The 22,551-nt window shown below is 71.1% G+C and carries 25 protein-coding genes; 17 read left to right on the top strand and 8 right to left on the bottom strand.

Annotation, left to right across the window (positions count from 1 at the left end):
• Nucleotides 1-65 precede the first annotated feature (65 nt).
• The 12 genes from D1350_RS14160 to D1350_RS14105 all read left to right on the top strand — a co-directional run bounded on the left by D1350_RS14160 (nucleotide 66) and on the right by D1350_RS14105 (nucleotide 12,650).
• A complete protein-coding gene (locus D1350_RS14160; RefSeq protein ID WP_125776657.1) occupies nucleotides 66-857 on the top strand; it encodes a helix-turn-helix transcriptional regulator in 792 nt (263 codons plus the stop codon).
• Complete coding sequence (gene sufB / locus D1350_RS14155; RefSeq protein ID WP_125776656.1) at nucleotides 854-2,293, top strand: Fe-S cluster assembly protein SufB; 1,440 nt, start codon at nucleotides 854-856, stop codon at nucleotides 2,291-2,293. Before D1350_RS14160 ends, sufB begins: the two co-directional genes overlap by 4 nt.
• Complete coding sequence (sufD, locus tag D1350_RS14150; RefSeq protein WP_125776655.1) at nucleotides 2,293-3,522, top strand: Fe-S cluster assembly protein SufD; 1,230 nt, start codon at nucleotides 2,293-2,295, stop codon at nucleotides 3,520-3,522. The genes sufB and sufD overlap by 1 nt, the downstream gene beginning before the upstream one ends.
• Nucleotides 3,519-3,863 carry a non-heme iron oxygenase ferredoxin subunit gene (locus D1350_RS14145; RefSeq protein ID WP_125776654.1) on the top strand — a complete coding sequence of 115 codons (345 nt, stop codon included), beginning with the start codon at nucleotides 3,519-3,521 and terminating at the stop codon, nucleotides 3,861-3,863. The genes sufD and D1350_RS14145 overlap by 4 nt, the downstream gene beginning before the upstream one ends.
• A 49-nt stretch (nucleotides 3,864-3,912) precedes the next feature.
• Complete coding sequence (gene sufC / locus D1350_RS14140) at nucleotides 3,913-4,674, top strand: Fe-S cluster assembly ATPase SufC (protein WP_125776653.1); 762 nt, start codon at nucleotides 3,913-3,915, stop codon at nucleotides 4,672-4,674.
• Between the two features lie 22 nt (nucleotides 4,675-4,696).
• Nucleotides 4,697-6,016 (top strand): SufS family cysteine desulfurase, encoded by a 1,320-nt coding sequence (locus D1350_RS14135; protein ID WP_125776652.1) that lies wholly within the window; start codon nucleotides 4,697-4,699, stop codon nucleotides 6,014-6,016.
• Between the two features lie 20 nt (nucleotides 6,017-6,036).
• The gene (sufU, locus tag D1350_RS14130; protein WP_125776651.1) at nucleotides 6,037-6,543 is read left to right on the top strand and encodes a Fe-S cluster assembly sulfur transfer protein SufU; all 507 of its coding nucleotides are present in this window, start codon (nucleotides 6,037-6,039) and stop codon (nucleotides 6,541-6,543) included.
• A complete protein-coding gene (locus D1350_RS14125; RefSeq protein WP_125776650.1) occupies nucleotides 6,540-6,875 on the top strand; it encodes a metal-sulfur cluster assembly factor in 336 nt (111 codons plus the stop codon). The genes sufU and D1350_RS14125 overlap by 4 nt, the downstream gene beginning before the upstream one ends.
• A gap of 136 nt (nucleotides 6,876-7,011) precedes the next feature.
• Nucleotides 7,012-7,641 carry a hypothetical protein gene (locus D1350_RS14120; RefSeq protein ID WP_125776649.1) on the top strand — a complete coding sequence of 210 codons (630 nt, stop codon included), beginning with the start codon at nucleotides 7,012-7,014 and terminating at the stop codon, nucleotides 7,639-7,641.
• 141 nt (nucleotides 7,642-7,782) lie between these two features.
• Nucleotides 7,783-8,526, top strand: coding sequence for a DinB family protein (locus D1350_RS14115; protein WP_125776648.1), 744 nt, complete (start codon nucleotides 7,783-7,785; stop codon nucleotides 8,524-8,526).
• A gap of 60 nt (nucleotides 8,527-8,586) precedes the next feature.
• Complete coding sequence (locus D1350_RS14110; RefSeq protein ID WP_125776647.1) at nucleotides 8,587-10,203, top strand: immunity protein Imm33 domain-containing protein; 1,617 nt, start codon at nucleotides 8,587-8,589, stop codon at nucleotides 10,201-10,203.
• A gap of 299 nt (nucleotides 10,204-10,502) precedes the next feature.
• Entirely contained in the window at nucleotides 10,503-12,650 is a 2,148-nt protein-coding gene (locus tag D1350_RS14105) for a DEAD/DEAH box helicase (protein WP_125776646.1), read from the top strand.
• A gap of 35 nt (nucleotides 12,651-12,685) precedes the next feature.
• Here D1350_RS14105 and D1350_RS14100 read toward each other — a convergent pair whose 3' ends face one another.
• Genes D1350_RS14100 through D1350_RS14090 form a run of 3 tightly spaced genes read right to left on the bottom strand, consistent with a single transcriptional unit; the run spans nucleotide 12,686 to nucleotide 14,677 of the window.
• A complete protein-coding gene (locus D1350_RS14100) occupies nucleotides 12,686-13,489 on the bottom strand; it encodes an NmrA family NAD(P)-binding protein (protein ID WP_125776645.1) in 804 nt (267 codons plus the stop codon).
• Nucleotides 13,490-13,535: 46 nt separating this feature from the next.
• On the bottom strand, nucleotides 13,536-14,063 hold the full coding sequence (locus D1350_RS14095) for a hypothetical protein (protein ID WP_125776644.1): 528 nt from the start codon (nucleotides 14,061-14,063) through the stop codon (nucleotides 13,536-13,538).
• Between the two features lie 44 nt (nucleotides 14,064-14,107).
• Complete coding sequence (locus D1350_RS14090) at nucleotides 14,108-14,677, bottom strand: 1-acyl-sn-glycerol-3-phosphate acyltransferase (protein ID WP_125776643.1); 570 nt, start codon at nucleotides 14,675-14,677, stop codon at nucleotides 14,108-14,110.
• Between the two features lie 203 nt (nucleotides 14,678-14,880).
• Between D1350_RS14090 and D1350_RS14085 the strand changes: the two genes are divergently transcribed.
• The 3 genes from D1350_RS14085 (at nucleotide 14,881) to D1350_RS14075 (ending at nucleotide 16,755) form a co-directional block, all read left to right on the top strand.
• Complete coding sequence (locus D1350_RS14085; RefSeq protein WP_125776642.1) at nucleotides 14,881-15,354, top strand: DUF1801 domain-containing protein; 474 nt, start codon at nucleotides 14,881-14,883, stop codon at nucleotides 15,352-15,354.
• Between the two features lie 125 nt (nucleotides 15,355-15,479).
• Nucleotides 15,480-16,523: a fatty acid desaturase family protein gene (locus D1350_RS14080; protein ID WP_125776641.1), complete on the top strand. Its 1,044-nt coding sequence runs from the start codon at nucleotides 15,480-15,482 to the stop codon at nucleotides 16,521-16,523.
• 19 nt (nucleotides 16,524-16,542) lie between these two features.
• Nucleotides 16,543-16,755 carry a ferredoxin gene (locus D1350_RS14075; RefSeq protein WP_125776640.1) on the top strand — a complete coding sequence of 71 codons (213 nt, stop codon included), beginning with the start codon at nucleotides 16,543-16,545 and terminating at the stop codon, nucleotides 16,753-16,755.
• A gap of 76 nt (nucleotides 16,756-16,831) precedes the next feature.
• On the opposite strand, the gene D1350_RS14070 is transcribed toward D1350_RS14075, so the two are convergent.
• Together D1350_RS14070 and D1350_RS14065 are read right to left on the bottom strand one after the other, a co-directional pair.
• A complete protein-coding gene (locus D1350_RS14070) occupies nucleotides 16,832-17,947 on the bottom strand; it encodes a hypothetical protein (RefSeq protein WP_206074538.1) in 1,116 nt (371 codons plus the stop codon).
• 166 nt (nucleotides 17,948-18,113) lie between these two features.
• Nucleotides 18,114-18,659 carry a DUF4240 domain-containing protein gene (locus D1350_RS14065; protein ID WP_125776639.1) on the bottom strand — a complete coding sequence of 182 codons (546 nt, stop codon included), beginning with the start codon at nucleotides 18,657-18,659 and terminating at the stop codon, nucleotides 18,114-18,116.
• A 74-nt stretch (nucleotides 18,660-18,733) separates the two neighbouring features.
• Here D1350_RS14065 and D1350_RS14060 point away from each other — a divergent pair, with 74 nt between their 5' ends.
• On the top strand, nucleotides 18,734-19,249 hold the full coding sequence (locus D1350_RS14060; protein WP_125776638.1) for a hypothetical protein: 516 nt from the start codon (nucleotides 18,734-18,736) through the stop codon (nucleotides 19,247-19,249).
• Between the two features lie 8 nt (nucleotides 19,250-19,257).
• Here the strand turns inward: D1350_RS14060 and D1350_RS14055 are convergent, their stop codons facing one another.
• From D1350_RS14055 to D1350_RS14045, 3 genes are all read right to left on the bottom strand, one after another.
• The gene (locus D1350_RS14055; RefSeq protein ID WP_125776637.1) at nucleotides 19,258-20,676 is read right to left on the bottom strand and encodes a glycoside hydrolase family 43 protein; all 1,419 of its coding nucleotides are present in this window, start codon (nucleotides 20,674-20,676) and stop codon (nucleotides 19,258-19,260) included.
• A gap of 31 nt (nucleotides 20,677-20,707) precedes the next feature.
• Nucleotides 20,708-21,124, bottom strand: coding sequence for a DUF6098 family protein (locus D1350_RS14050; protein ID WP_125776636.1), 417 nt, complete (start codon nucleotides 21,122-21,124; stop codon nucleotides 20,708-20,710).
• Nucleotides 21,125-21,364: 240 nt separating this feature from the next.
• Nucleotides 21,365-21,853, bottom strand: a complete 489-nt coding sequence (locus tag D1350_RS14045) for a hypothetical protein (protein ID WP_125776635.1) — start codon at nucleotides 21,851-21,853, stop codon at nucleotides 21,365-21,367.
• A gap of 12 nt (nucleotides 21,854-21,865) precedes the next feature.
• Between D1350_RS14045 and D1350_RS14040 the strand changes: the two genes are divergently transcribed.
• A complete protein-coding gene (locus tag D1350_RS14040; protein WP_125776634.1) occupies nucleotides 21,866-22,549 on the top strand; it encodes a hypothetical protein in 684 nt (227 codons plus the stop codon).
• Nucleotides 22,550-22,551: the final 2 nt, after the last annotated feature.

Below are 22,551 nucleotides of genomic sequence, written 5' to 3'. Positions count from 1 at the left end.
CGTACTGCTGCCCGGGTCCCGCACAGGACATCCGGCGCACGCCGGCAGGCACGAGGGGAGGACCGATGGCGACCACGACCGAGACCACGACGGCGCTCGCGCCTGCCACGGCGCCTGCCCACCCGGCCCCCGTGGCCCACACGCTCGTGCACCCCACGGAGACCGACGGCACCACCCGCCGCCGCGTGCTCCAGCTCGTCGCGAGCGACGGCCCCGTCACCGCCGCCGACCTGGCGCACGAGCTGGGGCTGACCGCACCGGCCGTCCGCCGGCACCTGGGCCTGCTCGAGGACGAGGGCAAGATCGCCGTCCACGAGTCGCACGCGGGCACCCCTGCCCGTCGAGGCCGGCCCGCGCGGCACTACGTCGTCACGTCCGGCGGCCAGTCCGAGCTGTCCGGCGGCTACCAGGAGATCGCCGGCCAGGTGCTGCGGTTCCTGCGTGACAACGCAGGGCCCGACGCGGTCGCCGCCTTCGCCGCCGAGCGGTACGAGGCGGTGGTGCGGCGCTACGAGCCTCGCCTGACCGCCACGGACCCTGCCGGTCGCGCCGAGCAGCTCGCCGGGCTGCTGTCCGCCGACGGCTACGCGGCCTCGGTCCGGCCCCTGCCGGCGCCCGTCACCCGTGCCGGTGTGGTACCCGGCGTCCAGCTGTGCCAGGGGCACTGCCCCGTGCAGCACGTCGCGGAGGAGTTCACCGAGCTGTGCGAGGCGGAGGCCCAGGCCTTCTCCCGGCTGCTCGGCTCCCACGTGCAGCGGCTGGCAACAATCGCGGGCGGCGCGCACGCCTGCACCACGAACATCCCGGTCCGGCCCCCGGCCGGGCACCTGCCTACCACCACCGAAGGAACGAGATGACTGCAGAGACCCAGGCTGCGCCTGAGCAGCGCTCCGACGAGGAGATCATCGCGAGCATCGGCTCGTACGAGTACGGCTGGCACGACAGCGACGCCGCGGGCATGTCCGCGCAGCGTGGTCTGTCCGAGGCGGTCGTCCGGAACATCTCCACGCTCAAGAGCGAGCCCGAGTGGATGCTGAACCAGCGCCTCAAGGCGCTGCGCCTGTTCGGCAAGAAGCCCATGCCCAGCTGGGGCGCGGACCTCTCCGGCATCGACTTCGACAACATCAAGTACTTCGTGCGGTCCACGGAGAAGCAGGCCACCAGCTGGGAGGACCTGCCCGAGGACATCCGCAACACGTACGACAAGCTCGGCATCCCCGAGGCGGAGAAGCAGCGCCTCGTCGCGGGCGTCGCGGCCCAGTACGAGTCCGAGGTCGTCTACCACCAGATCCGCGAGGACCTGGAGGAGCAGGGCGTCATCTTCGTCGACACCGACACGGGCCTGCGCGAGTACCCGGAGCTCTTCCAGGAGTACTTCGGCACCGTCATCCCGGCCGGCGACAACAAGTTCTCCGCGCTGAACACCGCCGTGTGGTCGGGCGGCTCGTTCGTCTACGTGCCGCCGGGCGTGCACGTCGAGATCCCGCTGCAGGCCTACTTCCGCATCAACACGGAGAACATGGGCCAGTTCGAGCGGACGCTGATCATCGCCGACGAGGGCTCGTACGTGCACTACGTCGAGGGCTGCACGGCGCCGATCTACTCGTCCGACTCGCTGCACTCCGCGGTGGTCGAGATCATCGTGAAGAAGAACGCCCGCGTGCGCTACACGACGATCCAGAACTGGTCGAACAACGTGTACAACCTGGTGACCAAGCGCGCCACGGCCGCCGAGGGCGCCACCATGGAGTGGGTCGACGGCAACATCGGCTCCAAGGTCACCATGAAGTACCCGGCGATCTACCTCCTGGGCGAGCACGCCAAGGGCGAGACGCTGTCCATCGCCTTCGCGGGCGCGGGCCAGCACCAGGACGCCGGCGCCAAGATGGTGCACGCCGCCCCGAACACGTCGTCGTCGATCATCTCGAAGTCCGTCGCGCGCGGCGGTGGCCGCACGTCGTACCGCGGCCTGGTGCAGGTGCTCGAGGGCGCCCACCGCTCCGCGTCCAACGTGCTCTGCGACGCGCTGCTCGTCGACCAGATCTCCCGGTCCGACACGTACCCGTACGTGGACGTCCGCGAGGACGACGTGTCGATGGGCCACGAGGCCACGGTCTCCCGCGTGAGCGAGGACCAGCTGTTCTACCTGATGTCCCGAGGCATGCTGCAGGACGAGGCCATGGCGATGATCGTGCGCGGGTTCGTGGAGCCCATCGCGCGCGAGCTCCCCATGGAGTACGCCCTCGAGCTGAACCGCCTCATCGAGCTGCAGATGGAAGGGTCCGTCGGCTGATGGCCGTTACTACCGATCACACGCGCGCCGTCGCCGACGGCGCCCACTCGCACTCGTTCGGTACCGGTGCGGTGCCCCAGGGATCGCGCGCCGAGCGGCTGACGTCGTTCGACCTGGCCGACATCCCCGTGCCCTCCGGCCGCGAGGAGGAGTGGCGCTTCTCCCCGGTCGCGCGCCTCCAGCCGCTGTTCTCGGAGACCCTGGCCGCCTCGGGCGTCCAGGTCACCGTCACCGCGGCCCCCGAGGTCAAGGTCGAGACCGTCGGGCGCGACGACGCCCGCCTGGGCACCGCCGGCAAGCCGGGCGACCGCACCGCGCTCACCGCGTGGAACGCCTTCGCCGAGGCCACCGTCGTGACGGTGCCCGCCGAGGCCGTCGCGTCCGACGTGACCTCCGTGCGGATCTCCGGCGTCTCCGGCGAGGCCACGGCCGCGCACGTCCTCGTGCGCGCCGAGCGCCACTCGCAGGCCGTGGTGGTCCTCGACCACGACGGCGTCGCGACCGTGTCCGAGACCGTCGAGATCGTGGTCGAGGACGGTGCGCACCTCACCGTCGTCACCGTCCAGGACTGGGCCGACGGCGCGGTGCACGCGTCCTCGCACCGTGCCCGTCTGGGTCGCGACGCGAAGCTCAAGCACGTCGTGGTGACGTTCGGCGGCGACGTCGTGCGCATCACGCCGGACGCCGAGTTCACGGCCGAGGGTGGCGAGGTCGAGATGGTGGGCCTCTACTTCGCGGACGCGGACCAGCACCAGGAGCACCGCCTCTTCGTCGACCACGCCGTGCCGTCGTGCCGCTCGCGCGTCACCTACAAGGGCGCGCTGCAGGGCCAGGGCGCGCACGTGGTGTGGGTGGGCGACGTGCTCATCCGGGCCGAGGCCGAGGGCACCGACACGTACGAGCTCAACCGCAACCTCGTCCTCACGGACGGCGCGCGCGCGGACTCCGTGCCGAACCTCGAGATCCAGACCGGCGAGATCGAGGGCGCGGGCCACGCGTCCGCGACCGGCCGGTTCGACGACGAGCAGCTCTTCTACCTGATGGCCCGCGGCATCTCCGAGGTCGAGGCCCGTCGCCTCGTGGTGCGCGGCTTCTTCGCCGAGCTCATCCACGAGATCGGCGTCCCGTCGGTCGAGGAGCGCCTGCTGGCCTCCATCGAGGCCGAGCTCGAGAAGTCCATGAGCGTCATCACGGGCGCGCCCGTCGAGGCGGCCGAGGTCACCGCGTGACCGCGCAGCTGGCGTGCATGACGTCCGACCTGGGACCGGAGGAGGCCATGCTCGTCGAGCTGGACGGCCCCGACGGCGCCCCGGTCGCGGTGTCGGTCATCCGCGACGCGGACGGCGAGTTCCACGCGATCTCGGACGTCTGCTCCCACGGTGCCGTGTCCCTGTCGGACGGCGAGGTGGAGGGCTGCCTCGTCGAGTGCTGGCTCCACGGCTCGCAGTTCGACGTCCGGACCGGCAAGCCCGTCCAGCTGCCCGCGGTGCGCCCCGTCCCGGTGTACCCCGTGACCGTCGACGGCGAGCGTGTGCTCGTCGACATCGACGTCACAGTGCCGGTCTCATGACGCCGGCGCCCCGAACCCTTTTTGTGCAACTGAACCTGGAGAACTGAGCATGTCCACCCTCGAGATCCGCGACCTGCACGTCAGCGTCGAGACGAAGGAAGGCCCCAAGCCGATCCTGCGCGGCGTCGACCTCACCATCAACAGCGGTGAGACGCACGCCATCATGGGCCCGAACGGCTCCGGCAAGTCCACCCTCGCGTCGGCGCTCGCCGGCCACCCCAAGTACCAGGTCACCGCCGGTACCGTGACGCTCGACGGCGCGGACCTCCTCGCGATGACCGTCGACGAGCGCGCCCGTGCGGGCCTCTTCCTCGCCATGCAGTACCCGGTCGAGGTGCCCGGCGTGTCCGTGGCCAACTTCCTCCGCACCGCCAAGACCGCGATCTCCGGCGAGGCCCCCGCCCTGCGCACGTGGGGCAAGGAGGTCAAGGGAGCGATGGAGAACCTGCGCATGGACACGGCGTTCGCCGAGCGCTCCGTGAACGAGGGCTTCTCCGGCGGCGAGAAGAAGCGCCACGAGATCCTCCAGATGGAGCTCTTCAAGCCCCACTTCGCGATCCTCGACGAGACCGACTCCGGCCTCGACGTCGACGCGCTGCGCGTCGTCTCCGAGGGCGTCAACCGTGCCAAGGAGACCACCGACGTGGGCGTGCTGCTGATCACGCACTACACGCGCATCCTCCGCTACATCAAGCCGGACTTCGTGCACGTGTTCGTCGACGGCCGGATCGCCGAGGAGGGTGGCTCCGAGCTGGCCGACCGCCTCGAGAACGAGGGCTACGACCGGTTCCTCGCCGCCAAGACGGCCTGAGACCACTGACGAGGGGACGACCATGACCATCGCGACCGCGCTCAGCGCGACCGAGCTCGCCGCCGTGCGGGCGGACTTCCCGCTGCTCGCGCGCACGGTCCGCGGCGGTCGTCCCCTCGTCTACCTCGACTCCGCGGCGACCTCGCAGAAGCCGCAGGTCGTGCTGGACGCCGAGGTGGACTTCTACGAGCAGCGCAACGCCGCGGTCCACCGCGGCGCGCACCAGCTCGCCGAGGAGGCCACCGAGGCGTTCGAGGACGCCCGCGCGGCCGTGGCCGGGTTCGTCGGGGCCGACGTCGGCGAGATCGTCTGGACCTCCGGTGCCACGGCGGCGATCAACCTCGTCAGCGCCGCGATGCTCGGCTCGACGCTCGACGCCGCCCTGGGCCGCGGGTCCGACGCCTCGCGCCGGTTCGTGCTCGGCCCCGGCGACGAGATCGTCGTCACCGAGGCGGAGCACCACGCCAACCTCGTCCCGTGGCAGGAGCTCAGCGCCCGGACGGGCGCCACGCTGCGCTGGCTGCGGGTGTCCGACGACGGCCGCCTGGACCTCTCGGACCTCGACGAGGTCGTGAACGAGCGCACCAAGGTGCTGGCGTTCGCGCACGTCTCGAACGTGACGGGGGCCGTGGCTCCGGTGGCGACGCTCGTGGCCGCCGCCCGTCGCGTGGGTGCGCTGACCGTGCTCGACGCGTGCCAGTCCGTGCCGCACCTGCCGGTGGACCTGCACGCGCTGGACGTCGACTTCGCCGTGTTCTCCGGGCACAAGATGCTCGGACCCACCGGCGTGGGCGCGCTGTACGGGCGGCGCGAGCTGCTCGAGGCCATGCCGCCCGCCACCACCGGCGGTTCGATGGTCGAGATCGTCACGATGGAGCGCACCACGTTCTCCCCGCCGCCGCAGCGGTTCGAGGCCGGCACGCAGATGGTGGCGCAGGCCGTCGGCATGGGCGTGGCCGCGCAGTGGCTCGGCGAGCTCGGCATGCAGGCCGTCGCGGCCCACGAGGCCGAGCTGGCCGCCGAGATGCTGAAGATCGCGGACATCCCGGGCGTCCGGGTGATCGGGCCTTCTACTGTGGGTGTGGGGCCGGACGGGCTGCCCGACCGGGTCGCCGCCGTGTCGTTCGTGGTGGACGGCGTCCACGCGCACGACGTGGGCCAGGTGCTGGACGACGCCGGGATCGCCGTGCGCGTGGGCCACCACTGCGCGCAGCCGCTGCACCGCCGGTTCGGCGTGGCCGCGACGGCTCGCGCGTCGGCCTCCGTGTACACGACGGTCGAGGAGATCGTCGCCTTCCGGGAAGCGCTGACGGGGGTCCGCGCGTTCTTCTCTGTGGACTGACCCTTTGTGAAAGGCACGACGTGAGCTCGCTCGAGCAGATGTACCAGCAGGTGATCCTGGACCACGCGAAGCACCCCGTGGGCCGGGGCCTCGTCGACGCGCCTGCCGGGCACCTGGCGGGGGAGTCGCACCAGATCAACCCCACCTGCGGCGACGAGGTCACCCTCCGCGTCGCGGTGCGCCCCGACGGCCACGTCGACACCGTCACCTGGGAAGGCCAGGGCTGCTCCATCTCGCAGGCGTCCGTCTCGGTGATGACGTCGCTCGTCACCGACGCCTCGATGGCCGAGGTGGCGCGGCTCGACGCCCTGTTCCACGACCTCATGGGCTCGCGGGGCAAGGGCCTCGGGTCCGACGACGCCGAGGACGCCCTGGGCGACGCGACCGCCTTCACCGGCGTGTCGCAGTACCCCGCCCGTATCAAGTGCGCGCTGCTCGGCTGGGCAGCGCTCAAGGACTCGCTCGCGCGCAGCGGCGCCCTCGCGGCCGCGCAGGGCAGCCCGCCCCAGACCAAGGAGGAAGCATGACCGAGGCGACCACCGGCACCACGCCCACGACCGCCGCCGACGTCGAGGAAGCCATGCGCGACGTCATCGACCCCGAGCTGGGGATCAACGTCGTCGACCTGGGCCTCGTCTACGGCCTCACCGTGGACCAGAACAACCACGCGACCATCGACATGACGCTCACGTCCGCCGCCTGCCCGCTGACGGACGTCATCGAGGACCAGACCGCCGGCGCCCTCGAGGGCATCGTGGACGGCTTCCGGATCAACTGGGTCTGGATGCCGCCGTGGGGTCCGGAGAAGATCACGGACGACGGCAAGGAGCAGCTGCGGATGTTGGGGTTCAACGTCTGAGGATTGGCTGATCGAGGTCGGACGGCATCTCCCCTGAACAGGGGAGATGCCGTCCGATCTGCCGGTTCTCTGTTGGGTCCGTAGGACAGGTGTGGACTCGCATGAGGGCCGCTGAACTGGGCCGGAAGGTGGAAGTGTGACGTTCGAGGTCGTCAACGCGGCTGTTTCCGAGGGTGGCGCGTCCTGGTCCGAGTGGATCGCCGTCGTGATCGCCCTCGTCGCCGTGGCGACGTCCGTGTGGTCGGCGTGGTTCACGGTGAAGAAGACACGCGAGACGTCGCACGAGGCGATCGTCGCCGCAGAGGAGTCGGCACGTTCCGCGAACTACACGCGCATCCACGAGATCCTCGTAGAGCCTGTAGCCGCGTCGGGCCGGCGACAGCTCTTCCTGGCTGCCGCATCGGGGACGTTCCCGGGTCGCGGGGACGACACGTGGGACCAGATCAACTACTCGCTCGCGCTCTACGACACCCTCGGTGCCTACGTGATCGAGGGACTCGTCGACCCGGACCTCGTCCTGCGCGCCTGGCACCACCCGCTGACGAACATCGCCGGCCCCGTGCGGGCGTTCATGCAGCACCGCGCGAGCGAGGGGATCAGCCAGCCCTGGAGCTTCCTGATCGACCTGCTCGACCGGGCGGAGCAGTATCCATGCACGTGCCCGCGCACAAACCTTGCCGGAACGCCCGCCCCGACGGATCGCGCGGCTGCGACACCCGAGCCGCCCATGTCCGCCACCCCGGCGGATGCCGTCTCGGCGAGGTAGCCAGGGTCTGACCTGTTGCGGCATTCCAAGACCACTTCGGCGCGATTCGCCCGGCTCAGGTCGCGGTCCTGAAGCTCGTACCCTGACAGCTTGAGCCGGTCGAAGGAAGCCGAAACCCTGGCTGAGTGCCACCCTGTCCCCATGCCTAAACACATCGAGAAGGAAGACTTCAAGGAAGCCACCATCACCCGCTCTACCTTCGCCGGCGCGACGATCCGGTTCTCGGACCTCACCGGAGCGAAGCTGCGAGGGGTGGACGTCGGCGGGCTCGACATCGACAGCCACGACCTGTTCTTCGGGAGCCTGATCGTCAACGGCGTGGACGTGGTGCCCTACGTCGAGGCTGAGCTCAACCGGCTCTTCCCGGGTCGTGAGCTGCAGAAGGCGGAGACCCCTGAGGGCCTGCGCGAGGGGTGGTCAGCGGTGCAGGCCGCCTGGGCGGAGACGGTCACGCAGACGCCGCCCGAGCTCGTCGACGCCCACGTCACCGACGAGTGGTCGCTGTCCCAGACGCTGCGCCACCTTGTCCTCGCCACCGACACCTGGCTGCGTGGCGCGATCCAAGGGATCGAGCAGCCGTTCCACCCGTTCGGGCAGATCTTCACCGGCGCGGAGCGGATGGGCTTCGACATGTCGATCTTCGTCGCCGAGCCGCCGTCGTACGACCAGATCCTGGCCGTCCGCGCCGAGCGTCAGCAGCTCGTCACCGACTTCCTCGCCACGGCCACGCCCGAGCTGCTCGCCGAAGAACGCAACGACCCGTGGGGCGGCCCTGCCAGCGACTGGCACCCGACCGTCGGTGACTGCGTTCGCGTGATCCTCGAGGAAGAGTGGGCCCACCTGCGCTACATCCGCCGCGACCTGGCCCTGCTCACGGCCCCGTAGGCCGCCAGAGCGGCCGGTAGGACGCTATCGCGCCTGGTAGGAGAGTGGGAGGATGCGCCCGTGAACTCTCCCCACCAGCACAGCATCGACGCCGCGTGGGCGGTACGAGACCTCTTCCTGCGGGCGGTGCGCGGCATCGCGGAGCCGGAGCCTGCCGACGGTGAGGTGACGCAGGCGCACCTCGAGGAGATGGCAGGCCGCCCGCTCGAGGAGACGACGGCGGCCGAGATCGTCGAGCGGCTCCAGGGCGACCCGCCGGGCGCCGCGCTGGTGGTCGGGTTCGACCGTCCGCAGGGGCCGAGGCACTGGGTCATCGGCTACAACGACGGCGGAACCGCCGTGACGATCGACCCGCTGGTGAACGGGAAGCAGCCGTTCCCTCCGCCGGGGTCGGAGGACGCGGTGCGCTGGTTCGCCGACGGTCCGCCGGTCCGTCCGTTCGGCGTCGCACCGGGGTCGGACCAGGTGACCGTCGGCGCCGCGGTCCTCGGCATCGACGCAGACACAGCACGCACCTGCTCCCGACCGGCCGAGGACGGGCTGCTGCACGTGTGGACTCCGGGACGGGGCGGCGCGCACGCCGTCGTCGCGCCGGACGGGCAGGCCCTGGCGGGCGAGTCGGCCATCACGCTCGCCGAACTGCTCGCCGCGTTCCGTGCCGGACGCCGTCGGGCGTCGACGCACGCGGTCAACCACGCGGCGTCGGCCGTGTCCGCCACGATCGACTGGCTGCGCGGCGGCGAGCTGCGCACCGCCGGGCGCACGGGACCGGACCAGGCCGCGCTGGAGGCGCAGGTCGGCGGGAGGCTGCAGGAGACCACGGCTGACGAGATCGCCGAGCGCCTCGCGGCCCGGCCCAGCGGGTCGTTCCTCCTCGTCGGTGTCGACCGGGCCCAGGGGCCAGGGCACTGGTACGTCGCGATGCAGACCGGGGAGGAGATCGCCGCGCTCGACCCGATCGCGAACGGGCGGCACGACTGGCCGCCGCCGAACGCGGACGCCGTCCGCTGGTGGGCCGACGGCGAGCCCCTGCGCCCGGTGCCGGCGCCCGTCCCGGCAACAACGTCGGAACCGGTCGAGGTCGAGGCACGCAGCAGCGCGGGGCTGCGCGTGTGGGCCCGTGTCGCGCCCGCCTACCAGGAGCTCGGCGCGGTCCTCCTGCGCGACGCCGCAGCGCTCGACGCGCAGTGGCACAAGCACGGCCAGCCGTTCTTCTCCGGCTTCTGGCAGTATTCCTTCCACGACGACGGGAACGGCGGCCTGCGCCTGGCCGCCTGGAACCTGGTGGCCGACCGCTCCGAGTGGGACCTCGAGCCCGCGCTCGACGTGCTCTTCCAGGAGCGCAAGGTCCTCGGCTTCACGAGGGCCGCGCGCTCCAGCGTGCGGTTCACCCGCACGTTCACCGTCGAGCGAGGGGCGCTCGAGGCCGACGTCGTCCACCTGGTCCGGGGCGAGCAGACCGGCGAGGAGGACTCCGGCTGGTACGTCGGCACCACCCCGGAGCGGGCGGTCGACGTCGAGACGCTGACCGGCAAGGACCTCCACCGGCGCAACCCCGACCTCGCCCGGTTCCTCGCCCTGCCGTCCGGGTGGCACGCGTCGTGGGATGTCGGCAAGGGCCGCATCGGCCTGCTGGTGGATCCGGACGGGAAGACCGTCTGGGACGCGGCGGGCTGAGCGCACGGAGGGACGTCGTCGTCCGGGATGATTCTGGGGATCGGCTTCCGTCTTGATGCCTGGCATCGTTCGCCGCCCGTATCCTGGACCTGTGTGGGGAAGTCTCCCCGCGCAACGGCGACGACTCCTGCCCGGAGCTGATGCCGAGTCCGCCGGCTTCAGCCGGTGGCCACGACTCAATGAGCTCGCAGGTGAACCATGGCCGCCGAGGCGTCGCTCAACGACGAGCGGACCCTTGTCGATCGTGGTGAGAAGGGGCAGCACCGAATTCTTGGTGCGCAGGTAGCGAAGGAGGAGATGTGGCCCGACCAGGCCAACAGCGGTCCGGTCGCGGGCGGGCGGGGGCCGTCGCCCAGCGGCGCCGCGCTCCGCGGCCCGCGGAGCAAGGGATCATCCCTGTGCTCGCACAGGTTGCCCGGGAGGTCGACGGCGCCGTGCAGCGACCGCCGACGCGCCAGGCGTTGCGCACGAAGTTCCAGGTCGTCGCGCTGCTCATGCGGGAGGAGCGGGCCCGGCTGAGGGCCGACGGCGCCCTGACCGAGTCGCAGCGGACCCAGCAGCTCAAGCGGCTCGACGCCGTGGCGACCCTGCTGGCGAGGATCGCGGCCCGGGACACGTCGCTGCTCGAGCTGCTCGCCGAGGACGCCCGGGTGTCCGACGCTGCGCGCGCCTACAAGGCGACCATGATGCGCGCCGGTGGTCTGGAGCCGCCCGACGAGCCCCCGCCCGCCGCGCCCGCCCCGCCGGTGCCCGGTGCCGAGAAGCAGGTGGTGCCCCGCTCGGTGATCTCGCGCCAGCTGGCGAACCCGTTCCTCGCCCCCAACTTCGAGGCCGCGGCCGAGCGGCAGGCCCCGCGGGCCCGCCGGCTGGCCGGCTGGGAGCTGCTCGAGCCGCTCTTCCGGTCCTTCGAGCACGCCGGCCCCGGCGCACCCGCCTGCATGCCGCTGCCCGAACCACGCTCGGTGTCTGCCCCGAACGGCCGGAAGCTGATGTCGCACCAGGCCCAGGTCGTCGAGGCCACGGCCCGCGGGCACCGCACCTTCCTGCTCGCCGACGAGCCCGGTCTCGGCAAGACCGCCCAGGCACTGCTCGCCGCCCAGGCGGCCGACGCCTACCCGCTGCTCGTCGTGGCGCCCAACGTGGTGAAGACGAACTGGGCGCACGAGGTCGGGATGTGGACGCCGCAACGCCGGTCGACAGTGGTCCATGGCGACGGCGACCGGATCGACGGGTTCGCTGACGTCGTGATCGTGAACTACGAGCTCCTGGACCGGCACATCGGCTGGCTCGGCGACCTCGGCTTCCGCGGCATGATCGTCGACGAGGCGCACTTCATCAAGAACAAGGGCTCCCAGCGGTCCCAGCACGTGCTCGCCATCTCGGAGCGGATCCGCGCCCGCACCGCCCGGCCGCTCCTGATGGCGCTCACCGGCACCCCGCTGATCAACGACATCGAGGACTTCCGGGCAATCTGGCAGTTCCTCGGCTGGATCGACGACACCAAGCCGCGCGCCGCCCTGCTGTCCGCCCTTGAGGACACCGGCCTCACCCCGGCGGACCTGGGGTTCTACTCCGCCGCCAGGACCAGCGTGATCGACATGGGCATCGTGCGCCGCCGCAAGGCCGACGTGGTCGCCGACATCCCCGCCCGCCGGGTGGCGGACCTGCCGGTCGAGCTCGAGGGCGCAGTGGGCCGCTCGATCCGTGCCGCCGAGGCCGCGCTCGCCCAGCGCCTGGTCGGTCGCTACCGGTCCGCCGTGGAGGCCCGCGGTGGCGACGGAGCCGTCGACGGGGTCGACCTCGACCTCGCGCGCCGGGTGGCGGCGTCGGAGCTGAAGGACTCGAGCTCGCGGGCCCGAGGCGAGAACGTGTTCACCATGGTCCGCCGGATCGGCCAGGCCAAGGCCGGACTGGCCGCCGACTACGCCGCGCAGCTGGCCCGCAACGTCGGCAAGGTGGTGTTCTTCGCCAAGCACGTCGACGTGATGGACCAGGCCGAGCAGACCTTCGCCGATCGCGGCATCGGCTACGCCTCGATCCGCGGCGACCAGACGCCCAAGGCGCGCGAGAAGAACCTCGCGGCGTTCGTCAACGATCCCGACGTGTCGATCGTGGTCTGCTCCCTGACAGCCGCTGGAGTGGGGCTGAACCTCCAGGTGGCCTCCAACCTGGTGCTGGCCGAGCTCTCCTGGACCTACGCCGAGCAGACCCAGGCCATCGACCGGATCCACCGGATCGGCCAGGCTGAGCCCGTCACCGCCTGGCGGATCATCGCCGCCCAGACCATCGACTCCAAGATCGCCGCCTTGATCGACAGCAAGTCCGGGCTGGCCGCGAGGGCGCTCGACGGCGCGGGCGACGAGGACGTCGCGTCGTCCACGGACGTTCAGCTCGAAGCCCTCGTCGCGCTGCTCACGGACGCGCTCGACGCTGAAGACATCGCCTGACGCGCAGGACACGGAGCACTGCTGGGCAGAACCCCTCAGCGGAACGCGTCGGCGTTCGCTGAGGCCCACCGCTCGAACGTCGTGGCGGGCACGCCCGTCACGTCCGCGATGGTGGTCGTGGCGACCTGCGGGCTGTCGACCATCCAGGCGAACCCCTCCAGGTACCAGCGCGCGTACTCGCCCATCGCCGGTTCCAGGACGGTCGCGGCCTCGTCCAGCGAGACCTCGACGAACGCCAGGTCGCGGCCGAGCACCGTGCCGAGCCGGAGCAGCCGCTCGCACCGCGTCATCGTCTCCGGCCCCGTCAGGGTGTGCACGGCGCCCTCGTGACCCTCGCCCAGCAGCACCGCGGCGGCGACCCGGGCGATGTCGTCCATGGCGACCGGCGCGTTGGCAGCGTCCGGGTAGGGCTCCCGCACCTCGCCGGTGGTGCGGACCTGGTCGGCCCAGACGGTCGTGTTCTCGACGAACTCCCCGGCGTACAGGTGCGCCCAGGCCACGCCTGACGCCTCGACCGCCTTCGCGATCGGCTGCCAGTCGGTCGTCTCGTCGCCCGACAGGTCGACGATGTGCCGGACGCCCGCCTCCTGGGCGAGCCGGACGACGTCGGTCACGGTGTCGAGGACCGGGGCGAGGTAGAGCCGGTCGACTCCCTCCAGGGCGGCAGGCAGGGTCTCGAGGGTGCGCAGGTAGCCGACGGCGACCTCGACGCCGTCGGGCAGGTGTGCCTTGGCGGGGTTGGTGGTGAGGGCTCGGACGTCGTCAGCGCCGCCCGCGAGCAGGTGGTCCACGACCATCCGGCCGATGTTTCCTGTGGCGCCGGTGACGAGGATCTTCATCCCACCACCGTACGGGCTGCTCCTCCCATGTGGCGGGCGTCGCGGATCAGCCTTCCGGTCCCAGCCAGTGCTGCCGCTGCAGGATCCACCCGGGATGGTTGGTCGCAGCCCGGACGGCGGCGTCCGCGTCCCGGCCGAGGTCGACCGGGAGGTGCGGCGACCGGGAGCTGAGCCGGTAGTCCAGCGCTCGGTAGACGGTCACCACCGTGTCCACGAGATCGGCGAGCATCGCCTCGGCGGGGCGCCGGTCGGGGGTGGTCCAGTCGAAGAACTCCTTGTCCGGCCAGACGAAGTCCCCGGCGCCGTGTCGTGCTGTCAGGAGTGCGCCGATCAGGTAGTCGTCGTCACCGGTTCCCGCGCACATCACCGGGAACAGCTCGTCGCCGAACGACACCCACCACGTCGAGGACAAGAACCTCCGCTCGACGCCGAACGACAGGTGCTCGGCCAGGACCTCGCGCGGGGTGTCCCAGTCGTAGAGCCCGTCCAGGGCCGGGAACACTTCCGGAGCACGATCGAGCGCCGCGCTCACCAGGGGGTGCCGCCAGAGTGCCTCGGCCGCTGCCTTCTTCATGCCCGACAGAGAACCAGCCGCCACTGACGCTCCGTGACCTGCCCTCAGCGCGGGTCCTCGCCGGCGAGGTACGGCTCCACGCTCCACTCGGGGTGCAGGCCCTTCTTGTCACGGTAGAACGCACGGATCACCGCCATGTCGGCGTGGAGGTCGTCGGTGACCTCGATGGTGGGTCCCAGGCCCACGGTCCGCGTGACGCTGTCCAGGAAGCCCAGCACCACGGGGATGCCGGTCTCGCGTGCGATCCGGTGGAAGCCCGACTTCCACGGGACCGGGCGCCGGGTGCCTTCGGGGGCGATGACCAGGTAGAACCGCTCGCCGGCGCGGATGCGTCCGACGAGCTCGGCAACCAGGCCGTTCCGGTTGGCGCGGTCGACGGGGATGCCGCCCAGGGCGCGCATGACCGGCCCGAGCGGACCGCGGAAGAACCGGTCCGCCCCGAGGAAGCGCACCCGCAGCCGCAGGGTCCAGAGGGCGGCGAGGAAGAACGCGAAGTCCCAGTACGACGTGTGCGGGCCACCGACGACGACGGCCGGCGGGTCGGGGAACGGCTCCGCCACGACGCGGTAGCGGGTCACCCGCAGGAAGAGGGCGGCGAGGGCGCGGCGGATCATGGCGACCCCGCGGTGCAGGTCAGGTACAGGGGGGAGGACACCGTTGTCATGGAGCCATTGTCGCCCGACGCGCGCTCCACAGCGTGGCTCCCTCCGAGTCGTCGTCCGGCACCTCAACCGATCACGAATCGAGAAGCGGTCCCAGGACCGTCGCCTCTAGCGTGGAGGTCACACGACCACCACGACGACAGAGGGGCGCGACGATGGCCAAGAACACGGAAACCACAGGAGGGTTCTCCGCGCAGGAGCGCGCCGCGATGAAGGAACGCGCAGCGGAGCTCAGGGCGGAGGCCAAGCGGTCGAAGAGCGCCGACAAGGCCGCCGCAGAGGAGGCGAAGGTGCTCGAGAAGATCGCGCACATGCCCGACGGCGATCGTCAGCTGGCGGAGCATGTTCACGCGATCGTCACGTCCGAAGCGCCGGGCCTCGCTCCGAAGCTGTACTACGGCCAGCCCGGCTACGCGAAGGGCGGCAACGTCGTGGTGTTCTTCCGCAGCGGGCAGATGGACAAGGAGCGCTACTCGACGTTCGGGGTGAGCACGCACGCCACCCTCGACGAGAAGAGCGGGTTCTGGCCCACCTCGTACGCGCTCGTCGAACCGTCCGAGCAGGCGTGGGAGCAGCTCGGCGACGTCGTCCGACGCGCGACGGGTGGGGAGGAGTCGAGAGCCGGCTGAGACGCCGGAGCCGGCGTAGCAGGCGAGTCGGGCGTCGCCCGAGCAGGGCATCGCATTGCGGGCATACGGCTGCCTACTTACCATCGCTCGGTGAGCAGCCGCCTCCGGACCAGAGGGGACGACACATGCCTGGCAACCGGTACGTCGAAGCCTTCCATCAGCTGACGACCGAGGCGAACGACGCCGGCCTGATGCGCCGTCGCTACGGGTTCTACTGGACGATGATGCTGCTCTGGACGCTGGTCGCGGCGGCGATCCTGGTCGGCGTGGTCGCGCTCGGCGACACCTGGTGGCAGCTCGTCCTGGCGGCTCTGCTGGGCGTGGCGATGGCACAGCTGGCCTTCATCGGGCACGAGGCGGCGCACCAGCAGATCTTCGCGTCCAGGGCGTGGAACGAATGGACGGCCCGAGTCATCTCGGGCCTCTTCACCGGTCTTAGCTACGGCTGGTGGGTGGACAAGCACGGCCGCCATCACGCGAACCCCAACAAGGAGCGGGAAGACCCCGACGTCCAGTCCCGCGTGCTGTCCTTCACGCCGGACGCCACCGACCGGCGCACGGGGCTGGCTGCGAGGCTCGCACGGCGTCAGGGCTACTACTTCCTGCCGCTGCTGTTCTTCGAGGGGTTCTCCCTGCACGTCAGCTCGGTCAGGAACATCTTCACCGGCAGGGAGGTCGCGCACCGCTGGACCGAGATCCTCTTCGTCGGGCTCCGGGTGCTCGGCTATCTCGCGTTCCTGCTGGTCGTGCTCCCGTTCGGGATGGTGGTCGCCTTCGTCGTCGTGCAGGTCGCGGTGTTCGGGTTCCTGCTGGGCGGCGCGTTCTCCCCGAACCACATCGGGATGCCGACCGTCCCGCACGACGCCGACATCGACTTCCTCCGCCGGCAGATCTACATGTCGCGCAACGTCCGCGGCGGAGCGCTGGTGCACTTCCTCATGGGCGGCCTGGAGTACCAGGTGGAGCACCACCTGTTCCCGATGGCGCCCCGCCCGAACCTCCCTGAGCTGCAGAAGGTCGTGCGCGCGTACTGCGCGCAGAACGACATCCCGTACACGGAGACGTCGCTCGTCGGAGCGTTCCGGACGATCATCGCCTACCTGAACCAGGTCGGGCTGAAGCACCGCGACCCGTACACCTGCCCGCTGGTCCGCCGGTACCGCGGCTGAGCCTGGAGGACGCACCCCGATGAAGGTCACCGTCAACCCGACCACCTGTATCGCGTCCGGCAACTGCAGCCGTACGGCACCGCGGGTGTTCGCGAACCTCGAGGAGGACGGCGGATTCGTCAGCGTCCTCGACGAGGCCCCGCCCGCGTCGGAGTGGGCGGCCGTCCGCGAGGCGGAGGACCTGTGCCCGTCGGCGACGATCCAGGTCGAGGACGATCCGGGGACGACCTAGGGCCTCGCCCGACGCCGGTGGCGCACCTCTGCGGGGAGGCGAGCCACCGGCGTCGGGCCAGACTGGTCAGCCGGGGTCAGCAGACGGTGACCCTCGCGTTGCCTGTGATGTTCCAGGTGGTGTTGACGCCGCAGGGCGACTCGCGCACCGTGGTGTTGTCGACCCGCAGGGTGATGTTGGTGTCGCGGGTGTTCGCGAACTCGGTCCGGGCGGAGATCCGGACCTCGCCGCCGCCGTTGACCGTGCCGCTGTCGATCCGGACGCCGTAGCAGTTCTCGATGAGGATCGCGTTGCTGCCGTTGCTCGCCAGGTCGATGTTCTTGATCTGCACGCCGCCGGACTCCGAGACGCAGAAGATGCCGCGGCCGCCGCCGCGGGAGACCACACGGTCGACGATGACGTTCGTCGGGTAGGAGCCGTCGGCGAGGCGGCCGTTCCGGTTGGCCATGCGGAGGGTCGCGTAGCCGGTGCCCCCGCCGACGTTGTTGCCGTCGACGGTGCCGATCCGGGCGTTGGTGGTTCCCTGCAGCAGCAGGCCGGACTCGCCGACGTTCCGGGCCGTCACGGTCCCGACCGTCAGCCCGTTGATGTGCCACGTCTCGACCGCGTGGCTGCTCGCCCCGGACACGTAGATGGAGTCCATGACGACGTTGCGGCTGCCGGGGAAGTCGCGCTCGAACCGGATGCCCATGCCGCTGCTGAGGTTGAGGTTGATCCGGCCGAGGTGGAGCCCGTTCATGCCGTAGAAGCGCAGCCCGAAGTACGGGTTGCCGGTCATGTTGAGGTCCCAGATGGTCACGTTGCTGGCGTTGAGCGCCTCGATCGCGCCGCGGCCGGAGCGGTACGCCACGTTCATGGTGCCGCAGATCGAGATCGACGTGTGGCTCGGCAGCGAGATGGTGCTCGCGCCGATCGACCCGCTGGCCGGGACGGCGACGTGCTGCTGCGACGTGCGGCCGGCGGTGAGCGAGTTGACGCCCGCCTGGATCGCCGCGCGGTAGTCGGAGCCCGTGTAGACGGTCCGAGTCCCGTTGCGGGTGGTGTAGCCGCCGGGCGCGCCGGTCACCATCGCGTTCCCGGTGCTGCAGTCGGCGGCAGCGGCGGGGGCGGCCACGGACACCAGCCCGCCGACGGCGACGAGCGCTGCCGCCGCCACCACCCCGATCGCGTGCCGAACATGCTTGAGATACATCGGTCCTCCTGGAGATCGTCGTTGATCCTGCCGGGCGGGGGAGTCCCCGTGCTGGCGGTCGCCGCTCAGCGCGGCGGAGGTGCTGTCCTTCGTAGGGGACAGTAAAGGTTGTATACGGCGATCGGAAGCGCTTTCCGGCAACTTGAAACGTTTCAGATTTCCCTCGTCAGCCGTCCTGAGCGGCCGTGACCAGCGCCATGAGGCGAGGCAGGCGGGCGGCGACGGCCTCGGTGTCGTCGAAGTCGTCGTCGAAGACCAGTTCCACGGCAGGCTCGCCGTCGTCTTCCGGCTCGGGCGGGCAGTCCTCTCCGGTGACCTGCTCCCACGCCTCCCACGCCGCGTAGACCATCGACTCGCCTGACAGGTCCTCACCGTTTTCCACGGCGGAGCGCACCACGGGCAGGTCCGCCAGGGCGTCCGGATCGGCCGCCACGCGCTCGAACGCAGCGCGTCCCTGCGCGACGAGCCATCCACGGAAGTCCACGAAGCCGTCGTCCGAGCAGCCGCCGTTGATCGCGTAGGCAGCCGCCCAGAGGTCGACCGTGTTCACCCGGTCCACCAGCGCATCAAGGATCCGCTCCGCGTGCCTGATCTCCTCCTGCGGCAGCGCCACGAGCAGGCTCACGAGCTCTTCGGCCACGGACTCCGCGTCGCCGTCGTCAGCCTGCGATCGGGCGCGGTCGACCAGTGCCCAGAACTCTTCTGTCGTCATGGCGGTCAGAGTAGGGGCGGTGTCTGACATGAACGGGGCGAGGCGGGGGTCCCTGCTGTCTATAGCATCCGCTCATGAGCACGACCGACCAGACCGCCGCGGCGGCTGCTTATGCAACGCGGTGGACGCAGTGGGTCGCCAGGACCAGCCTCCTCAACAACCCGTTGCTGGACGAGACCGGCGACGACGCCGGGCGCAAGCAGCCCGGCGATGTGTGGTTTCTCGGCGGCACCATGGGCGGGAGTGCCCGCCGCGACTTCAGGGTGCCGGCGGGTATCCCCCTGTTCGGTCCCGCGTTCTGCATGTGGTGCCCCGGTCCGGTGACGGTGGGCCACATCGAGGGGGCGCACGGCTCCGTCCGCCTCGACGGGCAGGAGGTCCCCCTGGTTCGGGCGGCGACAGACGCTGTCATGATCCGTGGCGCCCTGCTCAACCCCGTGACCCGGACGTTCTGGCCGGTGCGACGGTGGCTGGTCGGCATCTGGGCGACGATCGAACCGCTCGACCCCGGAACCCACACCATCGAGATCCATGGCGGCGACGGGTTCGGGTTCGAGGTCAACGTCGAGGCGACTGTCCACGCGACCTGACGAGCGCCTCACGCCCCCTGGTACTCGAACGAGCCGACGGACACGGCGCCCCGCTCTGCCGAGAGGCCGACCATGCGGCCGGTGAAGCCGCCCGCGACCTCCGTGGACAGGTAGCGGCCGTCGAGTCGGCCAACCTCCACGAGGCCGTCGGGGGTGGCGATGGACGCGACGAGCTCGTCCGGACCGCGACGGTGGCTGTACTGCGGGTGGGGCGGGTCGACGGACTCCAGGACGAGGTCGCCGCCCGACGCGGCCTCGCCGAGCACTTTGACGATCCCGCCGATGCGCGCCAGGGCCCGCACCACCGGTCCGTCGACCTCCAGCGTGAGGGCGTGCAGGGGGTCGATGCGGACCTCCAGCCCACCGACGCCGTCGGCCGCCTCGACGCGGGCGCGGGCCGTGAACCGTGTGTGCTCCTGCCGACGCCCTACGAACGTGCGGGGATCGGGCGCGGCAAGTGTCCAGCCCGCCGCCGCGGGCCGGAGCACCTCGTCCGGGAAGCGCCCGGCGCCGACCCAGTCGTGCCCGAGCGGCGCCTCGAGGACGGTACGGGCAGGCGGCACGACGTCGGGCTGGATCGGCTCCCCGAGGACCGGCCAGCCGTCCTCCCAGCGGAGCTCCGCGGCGAACGTCTCGCGGCCGAGCACGTGCCACGACGGGAAGTAGCCCGCCGGGCGGACGCCGAGGAAGACCATGGCCCAGGTGCCGTCGGGTCGCTGGACGAGGTCCGCGTGCCCGGTGTTCTGCACTGCCGACGCGGTGCCCCGGGCGGTGACGACCGGGTTGCTCGGGTTCGCCTCCCAGGGACCCTGCGGCGACGGGCCGCGCGCGACGGAGACGGCGTGCCCGGCCGCGGTGCCGCCCTCGGCGACCAGCAGGTACCACGTGCCGCTCACCTGGTACAGGTGCGGGGCCTCGACGTCCTTGCCACCCGTGCCGCTCCACAGGGTGACGGGCTCACTGAGCAGGGCTCCGGTGCCCGGGTCGAGGACGGCCTGCCGGATCGCGCCGTCGGACCAGGTGAGGTAGCAGGTCCCGGCGTCGTCCCAGGCGATGTCCGGGTCGATGCCCCCCACGAGCGCGATGCGGACCGGGTCCGACCATGGCCCCGCCGGGTCGGACGCCGTCACCAGGAGGTGGCCGCCGTCGGAGACGTTGGTCGTGACCAGCCAGAACCGGCCGTCGTGGTGGCGCAGGGTGGGCGCGTAGACCCCGCCCGACGGCGCTGCGTCGCGCAACCGCAGCTGCTCCGCGCGGTGCAGCGCGTGCCCGACGGCGGTCCAGGTCACCAGGTCCTCCGACCGGAAGACCGGGACCCCGGGTGCGTACTCGAACGACGAGCACGCGAGGTAGTAGGTGTCGCCGACGCGGCAGATCGACGGGTCTGGGTGGAAGCCGGCGACGACAGGGAGCTCAGGCAACGACATGGGGGGAGTTTGCCAGATGGGACAAATCGATTTAGGTGCCTTGGTCGCCCACGTCGAACACGCGGTGGTAGAGCTCCTCCGCCTCGGTGACCACCGTCCGGTCCAGGAGGGCCACGGCGGTGACGTCCACGAGCAACGGCTCGCAGTCGGGTCCGCGGCCCGCCATCGTGCCGGTGAGCAGCCACGGGAAGCGGTCCTCGGTCATCAGGTGCGCGTACTGGCACAGCTGGCGCGCGACCCAGTGGTCGACCGGCCGGTCCCACCACGGCTCGGCCGTCAGCGGGTTCACGCTGAGGCCCGGGAGGAGGCACCCGCTCTCGTGGTCGCGGCTGACGACCTCACGGTCGGCGTCGGGCCCGCCGCTGAACCGCACATACAGGGGTACGACGGCGGTCGCGAGCTCGGCCACCTCGGACAGCGACCGCAACGTGGGGGCGTCGTCGGACACTGGACCTCCTCGGGGACTCGCGGTGGCGCGGGCGGGGCTCCTCCCGCGCACTCGCCGGACGTTGTGCCAGCCTCCGGCGGCGCGACGGCGCTCGCATCCGGGCGCGTGCCCGGGCGTCGGGCGACGATCGGGATGTCAGTGACGGGCAGTACCGTCCGGCCCATGAACGTCGAGCAGCTCGCGGACCATCTCGGGTCGTCACCGTACGAGGTCATGGAGCGCGCCGGAGCCGCCGCAGACTCAGGTCACGACCCCGTGCCCGCCCTGTTGGCGATTCTGGCTGACGCCTCGACCGAGGTCGATCCCGCAACGATCAGCATGGTGATCGGGAGCTTCTGCGGGGATGGGGGATTCGAGCTGCTGCTGGAGGCGGCGCGGACGGCGCCGCAGCCGGTGATGCCCCGGCACCGCAACGCTCTCCGTTGGTATCGGGGCGCTGACTCGCGACTGTACGTCGGCGCCCTGAACCACCCCGTTCCAGGCGTTCGTGCTGACGCAGCCCGGAGATTGGCGTTCTCCATCGAACATGCGAGGGGCGCAGACGACGACCTCGACGTGCTGCTCCCAGCTCTCGGAGCCTTGCTGGAGGATCTCGAGCCCGAGGTGCTCTGGACCGCGGTCGACGCTCTCGTCCGCATCGGCCGCACCGCCGACCATGTCGTGGACGACGTTGTCCTCCGTGGTCAGCAGGGAAGAGCTGCGGCCCTGGCGGTCCGGGCGGAAGTGCACGGTCCTGACGCGATGCCCCTCTCCGAGCGGAGGGAACTCCAGGCGTGGCTCACCGAACAGGCCCGTGACGACGAGCTGGGGCCCTACGAGGAACCGGACGGGATCTGGTACGCGCTGCGCACCGAGGACCAGGCCGCGGTACTCGGCGCCTTCGGCGCGTCCGTACCCGTACCGGCCACGATGCTCCGCGGGCTGGACGTCTGGTACGCCGAGCAGCGTCAGGTGAGAGACACGGACGCACGTCTGACGCTCCCGGACCCCGCCGCTGCGGGCAGGGTCTTCCTGACCCCCGTGCTGGACGGGTGGATCCTCGTGTTCGGCGCCGGACGCGAGTTCACCACCGCTGATCTGGCGGGGCTGAGCGCCAGGTTCGGAGAGGCGCACCGCTATGGCTTCGACAGCTACCACGGCAACGGTTCCTGGGAGTTCGCGCTCGACGGTCGGGTCGTGCGGTCGTACGACTCGTACTCCGAGGTCCGCCAGCACGGGCAGCCGCATCCGGCCGAGGACGGGATGCCTCACCTGGACCCGCCGGACGAGTACGGAGCACCTGGGTTCACGGAGACCACCCGGATCGCGGGGCGCGCGTCTGTCGACCCCAGCTCCCTCGGACCGCACAACCGCAAGGAGGGCATCGGCGTCGTCGCGCAGGTCTTTCATAGTGGTGGTCGGCCTCGGCGTCCCGGGGGCCGGTAGGC

The organism is Antribacter gilvus (assembly GCF_003946865.1).
GTDB lineage: Bacteria > Actinomycetota > Actinomycetes > Actinomycetales > Cellulomonadaceae > Antribacter > Antribacter gilvus.
This window is presented reverse-complemented; position numbering and strand designations above follow the sequence as displayed.